Origin of the sequence: Chryseobacterium sp. Tr-659 (genome assembly GCF_011752975.1) — a bacterium.
GTDB lineage: Bacteria > Bacteroidota > Bacteroidia > Flavobacteriales > Weeksellaceae > Chryseobacterium.
The window spans coordinates 935,347-957,175 of the sequence record NZ_VWWP01000001.1 but is presented as its reverse complement, the minus strand read 5'-3'; the positions used below and the strand labels follow the sequence as shown (position 1 = coordinate 957,175).

General features: G+C 37.3%; 19 protein-coding genes. 12 read left to right on the top strand and 7 right to left on the bottom strand.

The window, feature by feature from the left end; genetic code table 11:
* The first annotated feature begins 1,098 nt into the window (after positions 1–1,098).
* From F3J23_RS04220 to F3J23_RS04185, 8 genes are all read left to right on the top strand, one after another.
* Positions 1,099–2,241, top strand: a complete 1,143-nt coding sequence (locus F3J23_RS04220; RefSeq protein ID WP_167024508.1) for a 1-acyl-sn-glycerol-3-phosphate acyltransferase — start codon at positions 1,099–1,101, stop codon at positions 2,239–2,241.
* Positions 2,242–2,577: 336 nt separating this feature from the next.
* Positions 2,578–3,549: an L-histidine N(alpha)-methyltransferase gene (egtD, locus tag F3J23_RS04215; RefSeq protein ID WP_167024505.1), complete on the top strand. Its 972-nt coding sequence runs from the start codon at positions 2,578–2,580 to the stop codon at positions 3,547–3,549.
* A gap of 68 nt (positions 3,550–3,617) precedes the next feature.
* A complete protein-coding gene (gene egtB, locus F3J23_RS04210) occupies positions 3,618–4,787 on the top strand; it encodes an ergothioneine biosynthesis protein EgtB (protein WP_167024502.1) in 1,170 nt (389 codons plus the stop codon).
* Positions 4,788–4,796: 9 nt separating this feature from the next.
* Positions 4,797–5,717 carry an ABC transporter ATP-binding protein gene (locus F3J23_RS04205; protein ID WP_167024499.1) on the top strand — a complete coding sequence of 307 codons (921 nt, stop codon included), beginning with the start codon at positions 4,797–4,799 and terminating at the stop codon, positions 5,715–5,717.
* Positions 5,714–7,279 carry an ABC transporter permease/substrate-binding protein gene (locus F3J23_RS04200; RefSeq protein ID WP_228455259.1) on the top strand — a complete coding sequence of 522 codons (1,566 nt, stop codon included), beginning with the start codon at positions 5,714–5,716 and terminating at the stop codon, positions 7,277–7,279. The genes F3J23_RS04205 and F3J23_RS04200 overlap by 4 nt, the downstream gene beginning before the upstream one ends.
* A gap of 132 nt (positions 7,280–7,411) precedes the next feature.
* Entirely contained in the window at positions 7,412–8,239 is an 828-nt protein-coding gene (locus F3J23_RS04195) for a helix-turn-helix domain-containing protein (protein WP_167024496.1), read from the top strand.
* A 108-nt stretch (positions 8,240–8,347) separates the two neighbouring features.
* Positions 8,348–9,535: an FAD-dependent oxidoreductase gene (locus F3J23_RS04190; protein ID WP_167024493.1), complete on the top strand. Its 1,188-nt coding sequence runs from the start codon at positions 8,348–8,350 to the stop codon at positions 9,533–9,535.
* A 75-nt stretch (positions 9,536–9,610) separates the two neighbouring features.
* Entirely contained in the window at positions 9,611–10,156 is a 546-nt protein-coding gene (locus F3J23_RS04185) for a hypothetical protein (protein WP_167024490.1), read from the top strand.
* A gap of 16 nt (positions 10,157–10,172) precedes the next feature.
* Here the strand turns inward: F3J23_RS04185 and F3J23_RS04180 are convergent, their stop codons facing one another.
* The gene (locus tag F3J23_RS04180) at positions 10,173–10,601 is read right to left on the bottom strand and encodes a DUF3592 domain-containing protein (RefSeq protein WP_167024487.1); all 429 of its coding nucleotides are present in this window, start codon (positions 10,599–10,601) and stop codon (positions 10,173–10,175) included.
* Between the two features lie 286 nt (positions 10,602–10,887).
* Here F3J23_RS04180 and F3J23_RS04175 point away from each other — a divergent pair, with 286 nt between their 5' ends.
* Positions 10,888–11,523 carry a LysE family translocator gene (locus tag F3J23_RS04175; RefSeq protein ID WP_167024484.1) on the top strand — a complete coding sequence of 212 codons (636 nt, stop codon included), beginning with the start codon at positions 10,888–10,890 and terminating at the stop codon, positions 11,521–11,523.
* A gap of 91 nt (positions 11,524–11,614) precedes the next feature.
* On the opposite strand, the gene F3J23_RS04170 is transcribed toward F3J23_RS04175, so the two are convergent.
* Positions 11,615–13,354, bottom strand: coding sequence for an amidohydrolase (locus F3J23_RS04170; protein WP_228455258.1), 1,740 nt, complete (start codon positions 13,352–13,354; stop codon positions 11,615–11,617).
* 295 nt (positions 13,355–13,649) lie between these two features.
* On the opposite strand from F3J23_RS04170, the gene F3J23_RS04165 reads away from it, so the two are divergent.
* Together F3J23_RS04165 and F3J23_RS04160 are read left to right on the top strand one after the other, a co-directional pair.
* On the top strand, positions 13,650–14,522 hold the full coding sequence (locus F3J23_RS04165) for a helix-turn-helix domain-containing protein (protein ID WP_167024481.1): 873 nt from the start codon (positions 13,650–13,652) through the stop codon (positions 14,520–14,522).
* 81 nt (positions 14,523–14,603) lie between these two features.
* Positions 14,604–15,326 (top strand): iron transporter, encoded by a 723-nt coding sequence (locus tag F3J23_RS04160; RefSeq protein ID WP_167024478.1) that lies wholly within the window; start codon positions 14,604–14,606, stop codon positions 15,324–15,326.
* 17 nt (positions 15,327–15,343) lie between these two features.
* On the opposite strand, the gene F3J23_RS04155 is transcribed toward F3J23_RS04160, so the two are convergent.
* The 5 genes from F3J23_RS04155 to F3J23_RS04135 all read right to left on the bottom strand — a co-directional run bounded on the left by F3J23_RS04155 (position 15,344) and on the right by F3J23_RS04135 (position 19,736).
* Positions 15,344–15,922: an NAD(P)H-dependent oxidoreductase gene (locus F3J23_RS04155; protein WP_167024475.1), complete on the bottom strand. Its 579-nt coding sequence runs from the start codon at positions 15,920–15,922 to the stop codon at positions 15,344–15,346.
* The gene (locus F3J23_RS04150; protein ID WP_167024472.1) at positions 15,919–16,944 is read right to left on the bottom strand and encodes a saccharopine dehydrogenase; all 1,026 of its coding nucleotides are present in this window, start codon (positions 16,942–16,944) and stop codon (positions 15,919–15,921) included. Before F3J23_RS04150 ends, F3J23_RS04155 begins: the two co-directional genes overlap by 4 nt.
* 54 nt (positions 16,945–16,998) lie before the next feature.
* Positions 16,999–17,565 (bottom strand): Crp/Fnr family transcriptional regulator, encoded by a 567-nt coding sequence (locus F3J23_RS04145; protein WP_167024469.1) that lies wholly within the window; start codon positions 17,563–17,565, stop codon positions 16,999–17,001.
* A 125-nt stretch (positions 17,566–17,690) separates the two neighbouring features.
* Positions 17,691–17,867, bottom strand: a complete 177-nt coding sequence (locus F3J23_RS04140) for a hypothetical protein (RefSeq protein ID WP_167024465.1) — start codon at positions 17,865–17,867, stop codon at positions 17,691–17,693.
* Between the two features lie 99 nt (positions 17,868–17,966).
* On the bottom strand, positions 17,967–19,736 hold the full coding sequence (locus F3J23_RS04135) for an aminopeptidase P family protein (protein ID WP_167024462.1): 1,770 nt from the start codon (positions 19,734–19,736) through the stop codon (positions 17,967–17,969).
* A 1,639-nt stretch (positions 19,737–21,375) separates the two neighbouring features.
* Between F3J23_RS04135 and F3J23_RS04130 the strand changes: the two genes are divergently transcribed.
* The gene (locus tag F3J23_RS04130) at positions 21,376–21,813 is read left to right on the top strand and encodes a DUF6526 family protein (RefSeq protein ID WP_167024459.1); all 438 of its coding nucleotides are present in this window, start codon (positions 21,376–21,378) and stop codon (positions 21,811–21,813) included.
* The last annotated feature ends 16 nt before the right edge of the window (positions 21,814–21,829 follow it).

The window sequence follows — 21,829 nt, the reverse complement described above, 5'->3', positions numbered from 1 at the left end:
ATATAAACGCTTCATCATAAAAGCAGGAGCGTAGATTCCTACGGAATGACAAGGTTAACGTGTATGTGATGGGTATTGATTAATTGCCTATAATACCGTTCAATCCTTAGCTATCCTCATAGTCTGTCATTCCGTAGAAATCCAGATAGCACATTTAACTTTAGGTTAAAGCCAGTTCTTTTTCTCGCTGATTTTACTGATTACACAGATTATTATTTCCAAAGTTTATCCGCCTATTATTGTCATTCCGGAGAAATCTAAATAATGTATTCAAGTTTAAGGAAGACCCGCTTCCACTAAATTTCTGCAGTACACCAAAATATAAACGCTTCATCATAAAAGCAGGAGCGTAGATTCCTACGGAATGACAAGGTTAACGTGTATGTGATGGGTATTGATTAATTGCCTATAATACCGTTCAATCCTTAGCTATCCTCATAGTCTGTCATTCCGTAGAAATCCAGATAGCACATTTAACTTTAGGTTAAAGCCAGTTCTTTTTCTCGCTGATTTTACTGATTACACAGATTATTATTTCCAAAGTTTATCCGCCTATTATTGTCATTCCGGAGAAATCTAAATAATGTATTCAAGTTTAAGGAAGACCCGCTTCCACTAAATTTCTGCAGTACACCAAAATATAAACGCTTCATCATAAAAGCAGGAGCGTAGATTCCTACGGAATGACAAGGTTAACGTGTATATGATGTGTATTGATTAATTGCCTATAATACCGTTCAATCCTTAGCTATCCTCATAGTCTGTCATTCCGTAGGAATCCAGATAGCACATTTAACTTTAGGCTAAAGCCAGTTCTTTTTCTCGCTGATTTTACTGATTACACAGATTATTAATACCTTATTATTTATTCGATTCTCTAATATCTTTGCTTAGTATAACGCCTTTGCGAACATAGCGTTGTAAAATAGGTCTTAGTTAAAAACCTATTTCTATTGAAATTCTGCACCAGATTAAGGCATAACAATTCCATCAACCTCGAACTCCTACGTCTTTCATAATACTTTAACATCTATTATACCCTATCCCCAAATAAATTTTCGTTCTTTTGCAAAAAGTTTTAATTTTTTAAATAATCGCATGTCGAAGTTTGATGAAATCCGGTATTTCTATGATCACGAAGTAAATGGAAAATTAGAAAGTATTGCCCGTGATCCCATGATGAAAGCACTGATGAATTTCACTTTTCCTGATACGGATGAACAAGTTTGGCTGGAAAAGTTTAAAAATGTTCATTCCATTAGTGATTTTCAGCATCATTTTGTGGCATATACCATTCGTCAGATCCTTGCGAAAAGTTCTGAGGGATTAACCACTTCCGGCTTTGACCAATTGGATAAAAATACATCCTATCTTTTCATTTCGAATCACAGGGATATCGTGCTGGATACTTCACTCCTTAATCTGGTTCTGCTCGAAAGCGGCCATATTATGACGGCTTCAGCCATTGGTGATAATCTTGTCCGCAGAAATTTCCTCAACGTACTGGCCAAATTAAACCGTAATTTTTTAGTACAAAGAGGATTATCGCTTCGTGATCAGCTTAAAAGTTCACAGATAATGTCTGAATATATTGAAGAGCAGCTGCATCAGGAAAACCGATCTGTATGGATTGCTCAGCGTGAAGGCCGTACAAAAGACGGTAATGATTCTACCCAGCAAGGTGTTTTGAAAATGCTTGCGATGGCAGCCGGAGACCAATCACTGACGGATTATTTTAAATCTTTGAAAATTGTTCCTATCTCCATTTCTTATGAATATGACCCTACGGATTCTTTAAAAATGCCTCAGCTTCTGGCTCAACACAGAGACGAGGAATATATTAAGGGTAAAAATGAAGACTTTACCACCATGCTCAGCGGAATATTGGGACAGAAAAAAAGAATTCATCTGCATGCCGGACACGTTATTGATACAGAACTGGATGAAATAGCAGCAACTATTGAAAACAAAAATAAACAGCTGCAGGCTGTCGCACAGGTTATTGATCACTCTATTATCAGTAATTACAAGCTATGGCCTACCAAGTTTATAGCTTATGACCTGCTTCATAATACCGACACCTATTCCTCTCAATACACAGAACAGGAAAAGCAGCTATTTGTCCGCAGGCTTGAAATGCGTATTGATCCCGCCGATCCAGTTTCTAAAGAATATTTCTTAGCCATGTATGCTAACCCCTTGGTAAATAAATTGAAATCTGAAGGAAATTTTAAAGAATAATTCCTAATAAAATAAAAAACCACTGCTGCAGAGCGGTGGTTTTTTTATTGACATCCGGGACATAAACTAATGAACGATGCTCAAGGTGTTCAATAGATATAAAAATTAATGTAACTATAACCTACCCACCTATAACTCTTTTCTATGCTCGTTTTTTGTATCAGCCAAGAGGATTTCTGATGTACTAAAAAATACCACATTTAGTAAAAAAATTGTAAAAATCATTCTGTTGAAAGTAAAATTGCTTATATTTAATTAGATAAAAGCATAGGAATTTCATGTTGTAAAAGACACAATCATTGCCTACTATCTAAAAAACCGCACAAAATAAAACGTATGAATTTACAGTTAGACACTGAAAAAAATACTGTTGATCATTTCCGTTCAGATATCATCAATGGACTTCAAAGTACTCCTAAAAAGCTACCTTCAAAATACTTTTATGATAAAACCGGAGATCATCTTTTCCAGAAAATCATGGCCATGCCTGAATACTATCTGACCCGCTGTGAATTGGATATTTTTAAGAATAAAACGGATGAGCTTGCAGCTCTGCTTATGGCAGAAAATGAAGCTTTTGATTTGATTGAATTAGGAGCCGGAGATGCTATGAAATCTACTTATTTGCTTAAACATTTAACGGAAAAAGGGATTGATTTCACCTACATGCCCATTGATATTTCGGGTAATATTCTTTCTATTCTCCATGAAAAGCTAAGCCGTCAGTTTCCGGAAATGAAAATTGCCTGTCTGGAAGGTGATTATTTTAAAATGCTCCAAAAAGCAGCTTTGTTATCCAACCGAAAAAAAGTAGTCCTCTTTTTAGGAAGTAATATAGGAAATATGACTTTGGAAGAAGCAGAAAACTTCTGTCTCCTTTTAAATAGTAATCTGTCTTCGGAAGATTGTGTACTGATCGGTTTTGATCTCACAAAAAATCCACACACCATTTTAAGTGCCTACAATGATAAAGAAGGGATTACAGCGGCCTTTAACCTCAATCTTCTGACCCGCATTAACAATGAGCTGGGCGCCAATTTTGCTATCTCCCAGTTTCAGCACTATCAGAACTACGATCCTATAAGCGGAGCTTGCAAAAGTTTCCTGGTAAGCAGAATAAAACAATCCGTAATCATTGGTAGCGAAACTATTTCCTTTGATGAAAATGAGTGTATCGATATGGAGGTTTCGCAGAAATTCTCTATGGAAAAAATTGCAGAACTCTGTAAAAAATCCGGATTTACAGTCACTGGAGAAATTAAAGATACTAAAAAATGGTTTGTAGATTCCATCTGGAAGGTGAAATAAAAATCTTATAATCGAAAATTAAATCATGATCCTTTTCATTATCCAATAACTCCATAAAGCTAAAAGACATGACCCCATCAATGCTCACAAAAAATATTCTGAAAAAATATATCGATATCCGAAGTCATTCCGAAAAAATCTGTGCTCCTCTGGAAATTGAGGACTATGTAGTACAGCCTATTGTGGATGTAAGTCCGCCGAAATGGCATCTGGGTCATACCACATGGTTTTTTGAAACATTTATTCTGATTCCTAATTTTCCCGGGTATAAAGTTTTTGATCCTCAGTACAATTTTGTTTTTAACAGTTACTACGAAACCATCGGCGCACGCGTGATCCGTACCGACCGCGGAAACCTCAGCCGTCCTTCTGTTTCGGACATTTACCTCTATAGAAAATACGTAGATGAACAGATGAGAAATTTCCTTCAAAGCGAATTCATGAATGAAGCTGTTGAACCACTTCTGGAACTGGGTCTTAATCATGAGCAGCAGCATCAGGAATTATTAATTACCGATATCAAATATATTTTAGGGCATAATCCGCTTTTTCCAGCCTATTCAAAAGAAAAGAACAAACAAAAGGAATCCGGAGATGCTCAGATGCTCCGTTTTTCTGAAGGAATTTATGAAATTGGTTTTAAGGGTGAAGGGTTTTGTTTTGATAATGAATTGGGAAGACATAAAGTATATCTTGCAGACTTTGAAATTGCCAGCCAGCTTGTAACGAATCGTGAATATTTAGAATTTATGGATTCCGGAGGATATACAGATTTCAGACACTGGCATGCGGAAGGATGGGATTGGGTAAAACAACATAATGTACAATCTCCGCTATACTGGCATTCTATTGATGGTAAATGGTGGAATTATACTTTAAACGGGTTGCAAGAAATAGAACCTTATGCTCCCGTATGTCATATCAGTTTCTATGAAGCATCTGCTTTTGCCTCCTGGAAAGGAATGCGTCTCCCCACAGAAGCAGAATGGGAAATAGCTTCCCTCTATTTTGATTGGGGAACCCGCTGGGAATGGACGAATTCCGCTTATCTCCCCTACCCTCATTTTAAAAAAGAAGCAGGTGCTGTAGGTGAGTACAATGGAAAATTTATGGTTAATCAAATGGTTTTACGAGGTGCTTCAGAAGCTACTCCTCCGGGACACAGCAGAAATACTTACCGTAACTTCTTTCAGGCCGGTTTAAAATGGCAGTTTACAGGAATCCGGCTTGCCCGATAATTTTTGCCTATGATTACAGTAAAAGCAGTCTCCAAAAGCTTTAACGGAAAAAAAGCAGTAGATCATATTTCATTCCAGGCCAATGATCAGGAAATCTTTGTGCTTTTAGGAACTAGCGGCTGCGGTAAAACAACAACACTTAAGATGATTAACCGTCTTGTAGAAGCAGATTCCGGAAGTATTTTCATCAACGGAGAAAACATCCGTAACCGGAAAGTGGAAGAGCTGAGAATGGGTATAGGTTTTGTAATGCAGCATTCCGGTTTGTTTCCTCATTACACCATTCAGCAAAATATTGCAGTGGTTCCCGAATTGCTAAAATGGAACAGAAAAAAGACAGAAAAAAGGACTTATGAACTTATGGATAAACTTCACCTTACCGAAGATATCCTTTCACGATATCCTCATGAATTAAGCGGCGGACAACAGCAACGGGTAGGCATTGCAAGAGCTTTGATTGCCGACACTCCTGTTTTACTGATGGACGAACCTTTTGGTGCTCTTGATAACATTACTAAAGCAGATATTCATTCAGAATTTAAATCTTTAGAAGAACTTCAAAACAAAACCATTATACTGGTTACCCATGATGTACAGGAAGCTTTTGAATTGGGACATCGTATATGCCTGATGGATCAGGGAAAAATTATACAGACCGGCACTCCCAAAGAAATGCTTTATCACCCTAAGAATGATTTTGTTCGTGATTTTTTTGCCGAGAGCAGGCTTCTACTGGAATACAAAGTCACTACCTTCCAGGACATCCATCCATTTCTTACTCCGGAAAGTTATTATTATGAATTCGCTGATACAAAAAACTCCAGTGTATGGAATATTTTACAGAGATTAAGCCTGAATCGGAACAATAGTGAAACAGATGAAAAACTGATCAGAGCCTTTAATGAGTATAGAAAACTACAGATGATATGATGGCGCAAAGTCTTTGGCAGTTTATAACAGAACAGCATGAGAAGTTAATTACCCAGATCATTCAGCATCTTGGGCTTACTCTTTTTTCTTTGTTTCTGGCGATTATTGTGGGAGTTCCTTTAGGAATACTCATAGCGGGGAAAAAGAAACTTTCCGGTCCGGTATTGGGTACAGCAGGAATTTTACAGACTATCCCCAGTATTGCTTTGCTGGGATTTATGATCCCTGCTTTTGGAATCGGTCCCCAACCTGCTATTGCAGCATTGCTGATCTATGCTCTTTTACCCATTATCAGAAATACGTATACCGGAATTACAGGGGTAGATCCGGCAGTTATTGAGGCTGCCACAGCAATGGGAATGAACAGAAACCAGCTTCTTTTTAAAGTAAAGCTGCCTTTAGCCATGCCAGTTATCATTGCCGGTATAAGAACAGCTGCAGTTATTAATATAGGAGTGGCTACTTTGGCCTCATTTGTTGCAGCAGGGGGTTTAGGAGAATTTATTTTTGGGGGTATTTCACTCAATAATACGAATATGATTCTGGCAGGAGCTATTCCGGCAGCGCTGCTTGCTATTGTACTGGATCAGCTAATAGCCGTCATACAAAAATCAGGATACCGGCTGCTTCGAAAATTGATCTATCTATTTCCGGCCTTTATTATTCTGGCAGGAATATATTATGCAGTAACTTCTCTTTCACATAAGACCATCAAAGCAGGCTTTACCCCTGAGTTTATGGGAAGACAGGATGGTGATATCGGTTTGCGCTCTGTATACAGGCTTAATGTGAACCCACTGGTGGTAAATGATGCTATTATGTATAAAGCAGCTTATGAAAAAGAGCTGGATCTCATTAGCGGATATTCCACCGATGGAAGGATCAAAGCTTTTGATCTGTATGTGCTGAAGGATGATAAAAAAATATTCCCACCCTATTTTGCGGCACCCATCATTAAGACCAAAACACTTGAAAAGTTTCCGGAACTGGAAAAAACGTTAAATCTATTAGCAGGAAAGTTCAATGATTCTATTATGACGGATCTGAATTACAGATCTGATTACCTCAACCAGGTCCCGGAAAAGATCGCAAAGGATTTTTTAATCAAAAATAACCTGTTTAAAAATCCCAGAAAAGGAAATTCAGGAACCTTACGAATCGGCTCAAAGATTTTTGGTGAGCAGTATATTCTTGCAGAGATTTATAAGATACTCATTGAGGGTTATACCGATTATAAAGTGGAAACAAAAACCGGTCTGGGAGGAACGAAAATCTGTTTCGACGCTTTAATGAATGATGCGATTGATTTTTATCCTGAATATACAGGCACCGGACTTCTCGTCTTATTACAACCTACACCGCAAACCATTAAGAATGTGAGTCAAAGTCCGGATCAAACCTATCAATATGTCAATTCAGAGTTTCAAAAACACTATGGAATTCAATGGCTGAAACCTTTAGGATTCAATAATGCCTATGCACTAATGATGCGAAGAGAACAGGCTGATGATCTGCATATAAAAAATATCTCTGACCTTAAACAATATTTTAACGGGAACTAAAAGATGATCAGCGCTATCTGTACTTGGCTGTATTATTGATAAAAAGGCTAAAAGCCTGTTCTGATATGAATTTATAGATGATGCTAAAATCACCATTTATCATGTATCTTCGTAAAGTCTAGAACTTATGAAATGAACAAGGTAATCCCATCTCACCACAATCAACTGGAAAATTCAGCTGTCCGGCTAATGCCATTATCCGTTTTTCATGAGAAACAGACAGAAGCTCACAGAGATGATCATTATATGTTTATTCTACAGCAAAAAGGGAAATTTGTTATGGAAATAGACTTTAAAATCATTGAGCTGAAAGGTCCTTCTTTATGCTTTGCAGGTCCCGGACAAATTCATCAGTATATTTATCAGCAAGACAATGAAGGATGGTTTTTATTTGTAGAAGCAGGATTTGTTCGGGAGTCTTACCGGGAAATCCTTGATTTGCATCAGTGGCTTCATCAGTCTGTTCCGGTTTCTGAAAATGATTTCATCTTTGATCTTCCTCCTCTGCTTGAAAAAACAGCAAATGATATAACATTGAAAGATCTTTCTATTGAGCACTCTTTAGCAGAATCCGCGGTGGGAATAATAGTTTCCAGAATTTCAGAAACCCCGGTAACTCATCTTCAGCATACCAGCCAAAAATATTCCATCACCAGCCGGTTTAAACAACTTATTTCAGAACATTTCCAAAGAACCAGACAAGTACAGCAATACGCGAAACTTCTCAGCATTACTCCGCTATATTTAAATGAAGCGGTAAAAGAGGTTACAGGATTTCCTGCCAGCTTCTGGATTCAGCAGAAAGTCTTATGGGAAGCCAGACGGCTTTTGGTTTATACCTCCATGGATGTGAAACAGATCGCTTTTGAACTGGGCTACGATGATCCTGTTTATTTTTCACGCTTTTTTAAAAAAGGGACAGGAATGACAGCACTCCAATTCAGAGCCAACAAACCATGATTTATCCCATCATCACCATTAAACAACTCTTCTAAATCCCGCTTCTGCGCTCTAACTTTGTACCCATCAATCATAAAAAACAAATAACAGGATTGATGATCAATAATTATGGTACAACAGCACAAAAACAAACGAATCACTATTATAGGAGCAGGATTAGGAGGTCTTTGCCTTGCTCAGGGATTAAAGAAAAACGGGATACATTTTACAGTCTTTGAAAAAGATCTGGCAATCAATACCCGTTCGCAAGGATATAGGATCAGAATAAATGAACCAGGCAGAAAAGCACTGCAACAATGTCTTCCCCATCATTTGTACCATCTTTTCCTTGAAACCTGTGCTGCAAGTTACAGCGGCATGAATGTCTTGACACCACAGCTTGACATCTCAAAAAACGAATTGGTAGAATCCTGGAGTGACGGTGTAAAAGAAATGCCCGATCTGAAGCCTAACCGGTTAACCTTACGTGAGATTTTACTGCAGGGATTGGAAGAGCATATCTGCTTTGGAAAAGAACTTATTAGCTGGCAAGAATTGGAAAGTGGTGAATGGGAACTTTCATTTGCTGACGGAACAACTCATCTCACAGATCTTGTGGTGGCTGCCGATGGTGTTCACTCTAAAATAGGGAAAGAATACTGCAAAGACACCAAAATCAATACCGGGAATATTACCATTTATGGAAGAACTTTTTATACTCCTGAAGCGTTGAGATCTATTTCCTGCGAGTTACAGAAAGGGACGTCTGTTATTATTGGAGACCGGTTTTCTCTGATTACGGACTCTATGGTTTTCGATTTTTCAAAAAAGGGCAACTCCTGGAATCTGCTGAGTCCTATTTCTAATTATTTCTATTGGGCATTTATTGGTGATCCACAAGCTTTCGGGCTGGCAGAATCTGATGTTTACAGTTATTCAATAGAGGAAATCTTTGAGTGCGTGCGTAAACTTACTCATGAATGGCATCCTCAGCTTAAGGCATTGTTTGATTATGCTGACAAAGCTTCATTATCTATCAATCCTATCCGCTCATCGCTGCCTAAAGAAAAATGGGAATCCGGAAATATTACGGCTTTGGGAGATGCCGTTCATACCATGAGTCCTGCAGGCGGTGTAGGAGCGAACACAGCATTTATGGATGCAGCACTTTTAACAGAAAATCTGGTGAATAATATGTGTATTTCAATTGCTGTTTCTGATTATGAAAATAAAATGAGAATTTATAGTAATCAGGCTATAAAAATTTCTCTGCAAGGGGGTGAAATCCTGCATGGCATTAAGGATAAAGAGGATTAACAAAGACTTTCCTATTCCGGCAGCCAGGTAATTTTTTCAAAAGCATTATCTTCGCAGTCTAAAAAGCTTGACAAAATGAAAAAAATGATGTTGCTGGCTTCGGCGATTCTTGTTCTCAATTCCTGCGTAGTAAGAACTGCTACTAAAGTAGTATCGGGAGCAGTAAACTTAAGCTATAAGGCAGTAAAAGGAACCGTAAACGGAATCAGCTGGGCCGTAAGCAAAGCCAAAGGAAAAATAGATGAAGACCGCCTGGATGGCACCTGGAAAGTTGTAGGTGCTTACCGTGGTTCTTTTGAAGATTTTTCAAAGGATCAGAATCCGGAAGCTTCTTTTACTTCGGATTGCACGGATAGTTTTGATCAGATTATTTTCAAGGCTAAAAAATCTAAGTTTAAGCCCGTACACTGCAGTTCTGATAAGGAAGACTGGGTAAAGTATTCTTTAGAATTTGGGAAAAACCCCATTACCAAAGAGAAGGAAAATTATATAGAATACAATTCCAATAATTATATATCAGTGATTGATGTGAATAGTAAAACAATGGTTCTTGAAGGCAATCTGATGCCTAAACTGGCATTTTCCGGAGCGAAATTATATCTTCTTGAAAAAGTAAAATAAATATTTAAACGAAGTTTTATTTTAAAAACTGTTGGGCTATAAAATACCCTCCGCCTATCACCAGGAGCGGCAGCGCAATAGAAATGAATACTATGGCCCAGGCAAAGACCCTGAAATAAGTATACAATCTTGCATTAGAGGGCTCTGCCGGATCATAGATAATTGTTTCTGTGTCTCCGATCGACCAGGCTGGAGGATTGCTTCCTTCAGATAATCCATAGGTATATTCAACATTATCCTTTGCCCGGTAAGTAAAGAGTGGCAAATACGCCTCTCCATCAGATTCAATCATTCTTAAAGAGGTTACTGTTGCTGTTGTCTTCTCTGATTTCTTCAAAAATAAAAGAGTATCTCTTAAACTAAAAATACCCATAATAAGCAGAATTACTCCCGCTCCAAGAATTATATAGTACTGCCACATTATTTTCTTTTTAATGTTATTCATGATCAATACGCCTTCAGAATATGTATTATCAAAATGTATTTTGTTTTAAATATCTGTTATCGAATATACAAAGATTTATAGTATAATTAATGAGCTTATTCATTTTAGCTCATTTCACAAAGCTATGATAGCCAGCACGATCAGTGTTTTAAAAATAAATCCACGCATCATCCCAAACGGAAAACTTTTAAAAGAAAATAATTTATAGCCAATGTCCTATTCTCTATTGCCAGTTATTTTCATTAACGGGAAATTTGTATTCGTATTAATTTAATATCTTATAACTATGATTCCATTCCAAGAGCTTTTGTTCTTTATACTAGCTGCACTTGTTTTAGTGATCAGCCCCGGGCCTAATATGATCTATTTGATCTCCAAATCAATCACCCAGGGAAGGAAATCCGGATTTATTTCGCTGGCCGGAGTTGTATGTGGCTTCTTATTTCATATCATTATGGTATCTTTCGGATTAACGGCCGTTTTATTGGCCGTTCCGCTTGCTTATACTGTGCTTAAAACAATAGGAACCTTATATCTTTTGTACCTTGCCTATCAGGCTATCAAGCCACGAAGCAAGAATATTTTTGAAGTGGATCATAACGGCGCCTATGATGGTCCAAAAAAGTTGTTTACCGTTGGATTTCTTACCAATGTATTAAATCCAAAAGTGGCTGTTTTTTATCTGTCTTTTTTTCCTCAGTTTATTAAGCCTGAATACGGTTCCGTATTTACCCAAAGCCTTGAACTGGGAGTTGTTCAGGTACTGATCAGCTTCAGTGTTAATTTTTTAATTGTGCTAACTGCTGCAAGGGTGGCCTTATTCTTTTCCAAAAATCCTGCCTGGATAAAGGTTCAAAAATGGTTTATGGCGAGTGTACTGACTTATCTGGCGGTAAAAATGGCATTTTCAAAGGCGAAATAAAGCAAAATAACGGCATAAGAATATACTAAAACAGCATGCTGTAACTATACAGGATGCTGTTTTTGGAATATGGAATTTCTGAATTTTGAATCTATTTCTGATATACTTTTATGCCGTCTTTATAAGTTTCCATCACACGGATATCTTTGATGCTCAGCGGATCTACTTTAACCGGATTTTTATCCAGAATAACCAGATCTGCTCTTTTATCTTTTTCAAGACTTCCTTTTTCTTTTTCTTCTCCCCACTGCCATGCTGCATTAATTGTAATTGCTTTAAGTGCTTCGTACGGGCTGATTCGTTGATCTGGTCCCAGAATAATACCGGAACGAGTTCTCCTGTTTACGGCAGAATACACAGCTGTAATCAGATCAGGAGGGGTTACCGGAGCGTCATGATGAATGGTAAAGCGAATTCCCTGATCCAGCCCTTCTTTTAACGGACTGATTCTGAAAGCTCTTTCTTTCCCAAGTACATTGTTCAAATGCCAGTCTCCCCAAAGATAGCAATGTGTTGGAAACCAGCTTGGCATAATTCCGATTTCTTTATAACGCGGAACCTGATCCGCACGGCATACCTGGCTGTGAATAAGTACACAACGCATGTCTTTCGTTAATAATCCTTCTTTTTTAAGGCTGTCCATCAGATCCAGGCCTTCATCAATTGCAGCATCTCCGTTACAGTGGATATGTGCCTGCATTCCCTCCTTAAAAATGGCTTTCAATCCTTTATAGGCATCTGCTCTGGTGTAAATAGGATGTCCTTTGAATCCTGGTTTTTCTCCATCCGGCGGTATCAGATATGGTTCTGTAAGCCACGCTGATTTTCCTTGTGGAGATCCGTCAAAAGTCATTTTAATTCCTCCTATTTTCACATGCCCATGGTATTTATTGTAATACTTCTTCCAATGTTTAAGTTTATCTGCATTGGCATCGTAATCCGGCAGGATGATATAGTCTCCTTTCAACAGCTTGTTTTTATCGGCATTCATGATGAGGTCTATATTCTGAGGAACAGCACGACCTTCACAAATGGTTGTCTGTCCGTTGGCAAACCATGCTTTTTCTGCATCCAATAAAGGCTTATAAACCTCATCTCCGGAAGGCTTAGGCATCTTTCCTACAACATACAACAAACTGTTTATATTGGCGTTCTCCTGCATTTTTCCGGTAAGTGTTTTATTAATACTATCCCTGCCAATTACTCCTCCCCGTGGATTCGGGGTATTGTAAGTGATTCCCATATCACTCATCAGACGATTATTGGCAACTCCCATGTGTCCGGAAGTATGTACAATATAAATGGGATTTACCGTAGACACATCATCCAGTTCTTTTGCTGTGGGATGGCGGTGTTCTATCATAATTGCATCATCATATCCGTTCCCCACAACAGGCATCCCAGCAGGAATGTTGTGTTTAGAAATATAATCACGAAGGACTTTTTGAAGTTCCGGAACAGACATTACCTCTCCATAAGGATTGGGCTGCAGGTTGATCATCTGTGAAAATGCTGCATATTGGGAAACATGGCCATGAGCATCTATAAACCCCGGCATCAGCGTACGCCCATGCAAATCTGTAATGGTGGTCTTTTTACCTTTAAGAGCCATTGCATCCGCTTTAGTTCCTGCAAAGATGATTTTTCCGTCAGCAACTGCAAGGGCTTCTACGTAAGACTCTTTATCTCCTGCCATAGTCAGGATATCTCCATTGAAAAAAATCTCGTCTGCTTCCTTTTTTGCTGTACATCCTGCTGCCAGCAGCGAAGTCATTGCCGCCATCATAAAAACCCGCCCTATTTTTTTGATTGAATGTGAAATTTTAAACATACTTATTCGTTTAAAGGTTTTTAATCTAAAATAGTTTGTTATTATTCTAAATATAGTGAATTTTTCATACATAAAAAAATTCGAAACAGATTTTATTACTGTTCCGAATTCTAATGTATATTCATATAAAAACTTGGGCTGATTGAACTTGCTGTGATCTTGTGGCAAATTTCAGATTAATATTCTGAATCTAAATCCGTGGAAATACGTAATTTTATCATTCGGTATTTACTCTTATTACAACACTGATAATCAAAATTTAAATTAAGATTTCTTTAAAAATTGAACTGAAAAAATGAAGCAGACTATTCCTACCTATGATCTTACCGGCATTTCCGACCATCGTTTTCACATAAAAAGGATGGATAAGAGCATCCAGCATGCTGAAGACCTCCTTTTGGATAAAGGAATACACCGGGACAGTCATTATATTTTTACCTGTTTGGAAGACGGGCATGTAAAAATGATGGTAGACTTTAAAACGTTTGAAGCTCAGGGTTCCACAATCTTCTGTTTATTGCCGGGGCAGGTTCATCAGGGACTTTTAATGAAAGACGTTTCAGGATGGTTTGTAGCGATAAAAGCGGAACTTGTTCCTGATACTGTACGTTCAGTTTTTGAAGAATCTCTGGCAGAAATCCAACCGATAAGTATTGATAAAAACCAAATAAAAAAATTAAGCACAACGGCCAACGCACTCCATGCTTCTTATAATGATGAAATGCTTTCTACCAGAGAAGGATTCCTGGTGATTCAATCTCTTCTTAATGCTTTTGTGGGAATGTTTGCTTTTATTTATACACAGGAAAACAAACCGGAAATATCCGGTGAAAGCCGTGCGCTGCAACTGTCAAGAGCATTCCGGATTCTGGTAAGAAAAGAGTTTAAAACCATGAAAAGTCCATCAGAATATGCAGAACGTTTACATATTACGAGAGGATATTTAACAGAAATTATTCGTGAAGCAACTGGAAAGCCTGCTCAATATTGGATTCATCAGGAAATTTTAACTGAGTCAAAAAGATTACTGGCTTTCACAAATCTTAGTGTAAAAGAAGTGGCTTATGAACTCGGATATACTGATCATGCTTATTTCAGCCGCTTATTTTCAAAGCTGGAAGATCAATCTCCATCTGAATTCCGGAATCAGAATAAAAACAAAGGGTAACCACGAATTGTCCAACTATTCCCACGATACAGCTATGGCTATGTTTTAATTTTGAAGCTTCCTTTGCAATAAAAATTATTTATGCCAAGCTTACCCAAATGGATCAATGACACCGTAGAAAATGTTTGGTCCTCAAAATTCAAAGACTGCATCATTACTCAGATAGAACCTATAACAAGTGATCTAACCAGGATACGCTTCTCTTCAGATTTGTGGGATGTTCCCTATGAACCGGCTTACGCAATCGGAATAAGAATCAATGACAGGGATTTTCGTAATTATTCTCCTTTCAACTTCAATAAGGAGGCGGGTACTTTTGATGTACTGTTTCATCTTCATGATATTTCAGCTGCCGGAAATCACTTTGTAACCCGGTTATCTGTTGATGACTCTATAAAAATTTTAATGCCAAGAGGAAAACGATTTTTTGATCCTGCTGCAAAAATTCATTTTTCAATGGGAGATGAAACTTCATTGGGAAGCTCCTTGTCTATTAAAGAAGCCGCAGAAGATCTAAACCGCACCTTCATATGCCTTCACGAACTGGAAGAAACCTCTGCGCTTGAAAAGCTGAATCTGTATGGCTATCACAGTTCCAAGAACAATACCATGAAGATTATTGAGGCTTTTAATGATTTTCTGAATGAAGAAAAAGAAGCCATTTATCGAGATGATGTTGTCTTTTATCTTACTGGAAATGGCGACCGCATGTCTCTGATTCGCAAGTTTCTTAAAGCCAGAGGAGTTTCTCCGAGATGTATAAAATCTCAGGCATACTGGATGGAAGGAAAAAAAGGACTCTAAAAGGGGTTAGAGGCTGCTTACTTCAGTTTATTTCCCAGCCTTCTTACCTTTTCCAGCCATTTATTCCGCTGCTTTTCGTCAGAAGTCCTGATAATTCCCACATAGGTCACCTTCACCGGTTTGATTCCACAGAATTCCAGCGTTGATCTTTTTAACTGATTCACGCTTGGTCTTCCGTAAACGAGATGATAATACCATCCCGGCTGATCTAAAGTAGTGATGATATGTGCTGTCTTTCCTTTTAAAAGCTTATCCCACCATAAAGAGTTTTCTTTGTATTGATAAGCCAGTCCAGGGAGAAAAAGCCGGTCTATAAAGCCTTTCATCAATGCAGGCAAACCACCCCACCACACAGGATGTATCCAAATCAGATGATCTGCCCATTGTATAATTTCCCAGGCTTTCATTAAATCCGGCTCCAGATCCATCCTTTTCTGGTAGCCAGACTGCAGATTAGAATTAAAATTCAAGTCCCTGATGATGATTTCTTTGATTTCTGCTCCTGCTTGTACTGCTCCCTTTTTATAAGCTTCAGCCAGCCCGAAGTTGAAAGAAGCTTTATTGGGATGTCCGTTGATAATTGCTATTTTTTTCATTGTGTTATATTGATATTAATGGTTTCATAGGAATTAAGTTGTTCCATTAATGATAGAGGTTCATGCAGCTGATGGCTGAAATACACATTGTTTTCATGAGGATTTCTCAAAAGTTCTTCTGTATGGAGAACGGCCGATAAAGCCGTCAGCTCTGCCTGTCCTTTTGTACTTTGTAAACTTAGCTTTTTCTCGCCTGTTTTATCTTTTACCACAATTTCAAAGGCAGCCAAATCTCCGTTTCCGCTAGATCCGAAGATCATTTTTCTTTCTTTCAGGGATAGGATACTGAAAATTCTGAGGTATTGAAACGTACCCAGCAGCCAGGTTATAAATTTAGAATTATAAGTCATTTTTACCGTTACATCCGGGATTCTTTCGATATGATTTAAAATATACAGATCCGGAACATCAAAGTTATAGGCACTTCTTTTTCCTATTCCAAATGAAAAATCAAAAGTCTCAGCATCTAAAAAGTGTCTGATTGAGACAGGTTTATCATTTTTATAACGATAGAAAGGAACAGCAACATTTTCTGCCATAAAATGAGCGGAGCTTTCCCCGGCAAGATCTTTTACGGAATAATAAACAAAAAGGTTTGTTTCCTGAATATCATCAGTATCCTTCGAGAGTGTATTCACCAATCCCGGTACAATACCTCCCATCCATCCGGAACTGAACACAATTCTGCTGTTCATCTCAGCTTTTCGGGCAATAGAATAAGCTTTCATCAGATCAGGAGTAGGTTTTGTAATATCTAGATAATCTATCTTGTTTCTGATTGCAAAATGAAGAACATGATCAGCCTTATCATTCACGGAAAGAATGATCATGTTTATCTTTTTATGAACTATTACCTGAAGGGAAGCGGGGTTGGTAACGTCTATCTTAAGTTCTTTATCTGTTTTTCCTCCTTTTCTTCCTCCGATAAAGATATTAATGTGAGGGTTTCTTTTCTGTAAAATCCTTGTTATTGTTTTACCAACTAATCCATTTCCTCCAATAATGAGAATATTATGCTCCATTTCTTTTTTTTAACAAAAGTATAGAGCTCTGGTTCCAATGAACAGGACAAATGTCTAAAAAGAAACCTCTTTTCTTATCCGGCTTAAATGTCTTTGAGTAATGCCGAGATATGAGGCTAAATACTGTAATGGGATTTTTTGGATATAATCGGGATAATTTTCAAGAAGCTCCATATATCTTTGAGTTGCTGTATCTCTTTGAAGCTGAAAAAATCTTCTTTCAAGCTCAAGATATTCCTGTTCGGCAATTGCTTTTAAAAACCGGGTCCAATTAAAGTCATTTTTAATCAGCGTATCCACTGTTTCTTTTTTCAGGATCAATAACTCTGCATCATGAATAGCCTGCATACTTTCTTTACTGGGACATCCTGAAATAAATGATGAATAAGCAGCAATCATAGTATTGGGGAATCTGAAACAATAGGTCATATCTTTTCCTTCATCAGAAATATAAAAAGAACGAAAGATTCCGGATTTTATAAATCCTACTTCTTTACATCGCTCACCTTCCTGTACGAAATAATCATTTTTCTTCAGTTTTCTTAGTTCAAAAAGTTTTGAAAACTCTTCTATTTCATGCTCTGAAAACAAGTTAAAGCTTCTGAAATATTCGTGTACCATCATTTTAAAATTAGAGAGGATCTAATGAGCTACGAAAATAAATAAAAAATCACATACCGGATTACCCAAATTTTGTATTTGAGCTTTATTTAAAAGGGAAAATGTAAATAATAAAAAAAATCATCTCAGGACGAGATGATTCCTACCGTTTTGAATTTACTAAAGTTATATATGAAGATATGAATGATGTTTGTTGAGGCAAAGATAGGCTGCCCATGCTTCACGTACATCAGTGGAATCCCTAAAATTTTATCCGTAAAAATACGGTTGTACAAAAGAAAAAGCCCTGCAGGAAATACCATACAGGACTTTAGTTTATCTAACAACTTTTTGTTTGATGTTTAAATATCACCCTTTAAAACTTTGATTTACATCTGTTTTCCAACGTGATTTCGTCTCTATTAAAGCGGGCTCACCAATTGTAAGAACCATTCTTTTACGTCCCCTTCCAGATGAGGTGCAAGTTTTTCTTCACAGGTCTTATGATAACCGTTCAGCCATTCTATTTCTTTTTCTGAAAGGATTTCTTTTACCACCGTATCTTTAAAGAACGGGCAGAATGTCAATGTTTCAAATTCATAGAAAGTTCCGTGAATTGTTTTTTCAGCTTCTTTTACTGCAATCAGGTTTTCGTGACGGATTCCATAATGTCCTTCAAGATAATATCCAGGTTCGTTTGAACAAACCATTCCGGGAAGAAGCTCCTGAGGGTTAAGATCTTTTCTGATATTCTGCGGTCCTTCATGAACGTTCATGAAACTTCCCACACCATGCCCTGTTCCGTGGTTGAAGTCTTTACCTTCCATCCATAACGGAAGTCTTGCAATAGCATCAAGATGTACTCCTTTTGTTCCTTTCGGGAATTTCACCATTGATAAACGGATCAACCCCTGTAAGACTAATGTTGAATTTCTTTTGAATTCTTCGGAAGGTGTTCCTAATGCAAAAGTTCTGGTAATATCGGTAGTTCCTTCAAGATATTGGCCTCCTGAGTCTACAAGGATCGTATCTTCATTAGTTACTTCTTTACTTCCTTCTTTCTTAGCAGAATAGTGCATAATGGCACCGTTATCTTTATATCCTACGATAGATCCAAAGCTTTCTCCCACGAAATTTTCACCTTCCGCACGGAAGCCTCTAAGCTTCTGACCGATAGAATACTCATTCATGGCTTCTTTTCCTGCATTATGGGTTAACCAGTAAAGGAATTTTACCATAGCTACACCATCTCTCACCATTACTTTTCTGAAACCTTCCAGTTCAGTGTCATTTTTCTGTGCTTTCATCAGATTACCCGGAACCGGAGATTTGATGAACTGATTATCTGTTTTTAAGGTTTCAAAAATCTGTTGGTTGCTGTTGGGAGAAACCAGTACTTTTTCATTTTTGAAGGTTTTCAGATAATTGTAAAATTCTTCGTAAGGCATCATTTTCACGAAAGAGTCGTCCATTTGTTTTCTGGCTCCTACTTCCATTTTTTCCAGTCCTGTAAACAGCACTGCATCGTTTTTAGTAATTACGACATATCCTAAGAACACAGGGTTGCTTTCTACATCACTTCCTCTCAGATTCAAGGTCCATGCTACATCATCCAAACTTGAAATGATATGTACGGTAGCTTCCTGCTCTTCCATTTTCTGACGGATTGCAGACAGTTTATCTGATACGGATTTACCTGCTCTTTCTACAGGATGTACAAAGATTGGATTGGCAGACGGTGTTCCTCTTTCTTTCCAAACCTCTTTTAATAGCGGAGCATCTGCCAGATTAATATTTTTTGAATTCAATTTCTGAGAAAGCAGTTCCCAATTAGCATTTGAAGCTGCTAAGGTATTGACTGCTACTTTTCCACCTGCAGGAATTTCAGAAATGATCCAGTCGATATAATTGGGAGTTCCTTCCATTCCGTCCTTGAAAAGGTCGATTCCTGAACCTTCCAGTTCAATAGCGGCCTGTGTAAAGTATCTTCCGTCTGTCCAAAGCCCTGCTTTATCTTTGGTAACCACCACAAAACCAGCAGAACCTAAGAAACCTGATAACCAGGCTCTCTCCTGCCATTCTTCAGGAAGGTACTCACTCATATGCGGGTCTGCAGAATATACTATAAATGCATCAACATTATTTTTCTGCATTTCTTCACGAAGTGCAGCAACTTTTTCCTTTGAAGTCATTCTTTCTTTTTTTTAAACACCGAAAGTTACGAAAAAATTGAAGTTGCAACATGAAATCAACCGGCTATTTTACTTAATAAAAGGTTATTTTTTTCATTTGTATGACGAAATACGGTAGTAAACACAAATAACATGAATTTTTGTATAAATAGCACAAATTGGTAATAAAAAACAGTTAGGATTTCTACGGAATGACAAACTATATGGATAGCTAAGAATTCTATACTATTATAGGTAATTAATCAATACCCATCACATACACGCTAATCTTGTCATTCCGTAGGAATCTATGCTTCAGCTTTCATGATGAAGCCTTTATATTTTAGTTTGCAGCAGAAATTTAGTGGAAGTGACTTAAATATGTTACTTATATTCCTACGGAATGACAATAATGGATGGATAAACTTTGGAAATAATAATCTGCGTAATCAGCAAAATCAGCGAGGAAAAGAACGGGCTTTAGCCTAAACTTAAATGCGCTATCTGGATTCCTACGGAATGACAGACTATGAGGATAGCTAAGGATTGAACGGTATTATAGGTAATTAATCAATACACATCACATACACGTTAACCTTGTCATTCCGTAGGAATCTACGCTCCTGCTTTTATGATGAAGCGTTTATATTTTGGTGTGCTGCAGAAATTTAGTGGAAGCGGGTCTTCCCTAAACTTGAATACATTATTTAGATTCCTCCGGAATGACAATAATAGGCGGATAAACTTTGGAAATAATAATCTGTGTAATCAGTAAAATCAGCGAGAAAAAGTATTCAATAGAAACGGGCTTTAACCTAAAGTTAAATGTGCTATCTGGATTCCTACGGAATGACAGACTATGAGGATAACTAAGGATTGAACGGTATTATAGGTAATTAATCAATACCCATCACATACACGCTAATCTTGTCATTCCGTAGGGATCTACGCTCCTGCTTTCATGATGAAGCCTTTATATTTTAGTTTGCAGCAGAAATTTAGTGGAAGCGACTTAAATATGTTACTTATATTCCTACGGAATGACAATAATGGATGGATAAACTTTGGGAATAATAATCTTCGTAATCAACAAAATCAGCGAGAAAAAGAACAGGCTTTAGCCTAAACTTAAATGCGCTATCTGGATTTCTACGGAATGACAAACTATACGGATAGCTAAGAATTCTATAGTATTATAGGTAATTAATCAATACCCATCACATACACGCTAATCTTGTCATTCCGTAGGAATCTATGCTTCAGCTTTCATGATGAAGCCTTTATATTTTAGTTTGCAGCAGAAATTTAGTGGAAGCGACTTAAATATGTTACTTATATTCCTACGGAATGACAATAATGGATGGATAAACTTTGGGAATAATAATCTTCGTAATCAACAAAATCAGCGAGAAAAAGAACAGGCTTTAGCCTAAACTTAAATGCGCTATCTGGATTTCTACGGAATGACAAATACTACTATTTGAATATGAAAAAGGAAAACACAAACAGCATTATTTTTTTCACCAATAACACAAATTGATAATTAAATATTCTACTAATAAAATAAAACAATTAAAAATAATATCATAAAGGTACCACAAACATGCAATTATTATTAAAATCATAGGTTTTTGGAAAGATTATTGCTGCATTCTATGGTATGAAACAGCAGAATTACAATAATCACAGGAAATTTTATCCACCGCATCATTTTATTTACCTTCCTATATTAATCTTTTTGGAGGGGTTCGGGATATATAAAATCTGGAATGATCCGGGAAATCAATTGATATGGATTCTATTTTCTATTGTAATTTTTCTGCTCTTCTATCTGGCGTTTATGACAAGGCAGCATTATGCCTTGGGCCTTCAGAACCGGATGGTTATTCTTGAATTCCGCCAGCGTTATTTTGAAATTTTCAACTTGAGTTCGGATGAGACCGTTGAGAAATTACGATTCGATCAGATCGCAGCATTGAGATTTGCTTATGATGACGAGTTCAAAGAGCTTTTGTACAGGGCTCTTCATGAAAACATTTCCGGAGATGAAATTAAAAAATCTATTAAAAACTGGAAACCAGACCTTCTCAGAATTTAAAAATACCAACAAAATA

Coding starts and splice junctions, on each gene's coding strand:
- F3J23_RS04175 (WP_167024484.1), top strand. CDS start 10,888: ATGATTCCATTCCAAGAGCTTTTGTTCTTTATACTAGCTGCACTTGTT.
- F3J23_RS04135 (WP_167024462.1), bottom strand. CDS start 19,736: ATGACTTCAAAGGAAAAAGTTGCTGCACTTCGTGAAGAAATGCAGAAA.
- egtB (WP_167024502.1), top strand. CDS start 3,618: ATGACCCCATCAATGCTCACAAAAAATATTCTGAAAAAATATATCGAT.
- F3J23_RS04200 (WP_228455259.1), top strand. CDS start 5,714: ATGATGGCGCAAAGTCTTTGGCAGTTTATAACAGAACAGCATGAGAAG.
- F3J23_RS04190 (WP_167024493.1), top strand. CDS start 8,348: ATGGTACAACAGCACAAAAACAAACGAATCACTATTATAGGAGCAGGA.
- F3J23_RS04220 (WP_167024508.1), top strand. CDS start 1,099: ATGTCGAAGTTTGATGAAATCCGGTATTTCTATGATCACGAAGTAAAT.
- F3J23_RS04140 (WP_167024465.1), bottom strand. CDS start 17,867: ATGGTATTTCCTGCAGGGCTTTTTCTTTTGTACAACCGTATTTTTACG.
- egtD (WP_167024505.1), top strand. CDS start 2,578: ATGAATTTACAGTTAGACACTGAAAAAAATACTGTTGATCATTTCCGT.
- F3J23_RS04195 (WP_167024496.1), top strand. CDS start 7,412: ATGAACAAGGTAATCCCATCTCACCACAATCAACTGGAAAATTCAGCT.
- F3J23_RS04145 (WP_167024469.1), bottom strand. CDS start 17,565: ATGGTACACGAATATTTCAGAAGCTTTAACTTGTTTTCAGAGCATGAA.
- F3J23_RS04130 (WP_167024459.1), top strand. CDS start 21,376: ATGAAACAGCAGAATTACAATAATCACAGGAAATTTTATCCACCGCAT.
- F3J23_RS04185 (WP_167024490.1), top strand. CDS start 9,611: ATGAAAAAAATGATGTTGCTGGCTTCGGCGATTCTTGTTCTCAATTCC.
- F3J23_RS04160 (WP_167024478.1), top strand. CDS start 14,604: ATGCCAAGCTTACCCAAATGGATCAATGACACCGTAGAAAATGTTTGG.
- F3J23_RS04180 (WP_167024487.1), bottom strand. CDS start 10,601: ATGAATAACATTAAAAAGAAAATAATGTGGCAGTACTATATAATTCTT.
- F3J23_RS04150 (WP_167024472.1), bottom strand. CDS start 16,944: ATGGAGCATAATATTCTCATTATTGGAGGAAATGGATTAGTTGGTAAA.
- F3J23_RS04155 (WP_167024475.1), bottom strand. CDS start 15,922: ATGAAAAAAATAGCAATTATCAACGGACATCCCAATAAAGCTTCTTTC.
- F3J23_RS04205 (WP_167024499.1), top strand. CDS start 4,797: ATGATTACAGTAAAAGCAGTCTCCAAAAGCTTTAACGGAAAAAAAGCA.
- F3J23_RS04170 (WP_228455258.1), bottom strand. CDS start 13,354: ATGTTTAAAATTTCACATTCAATCAAAAAAATAGGGCGGGTTTTTATG.
- F3J23_RS04165 (WP_167024481.1), top strand. CDS start 13,650: ATGAAGCAGACTATTCCTACCTATGATCTTACCGGCATTTCCGACCAT.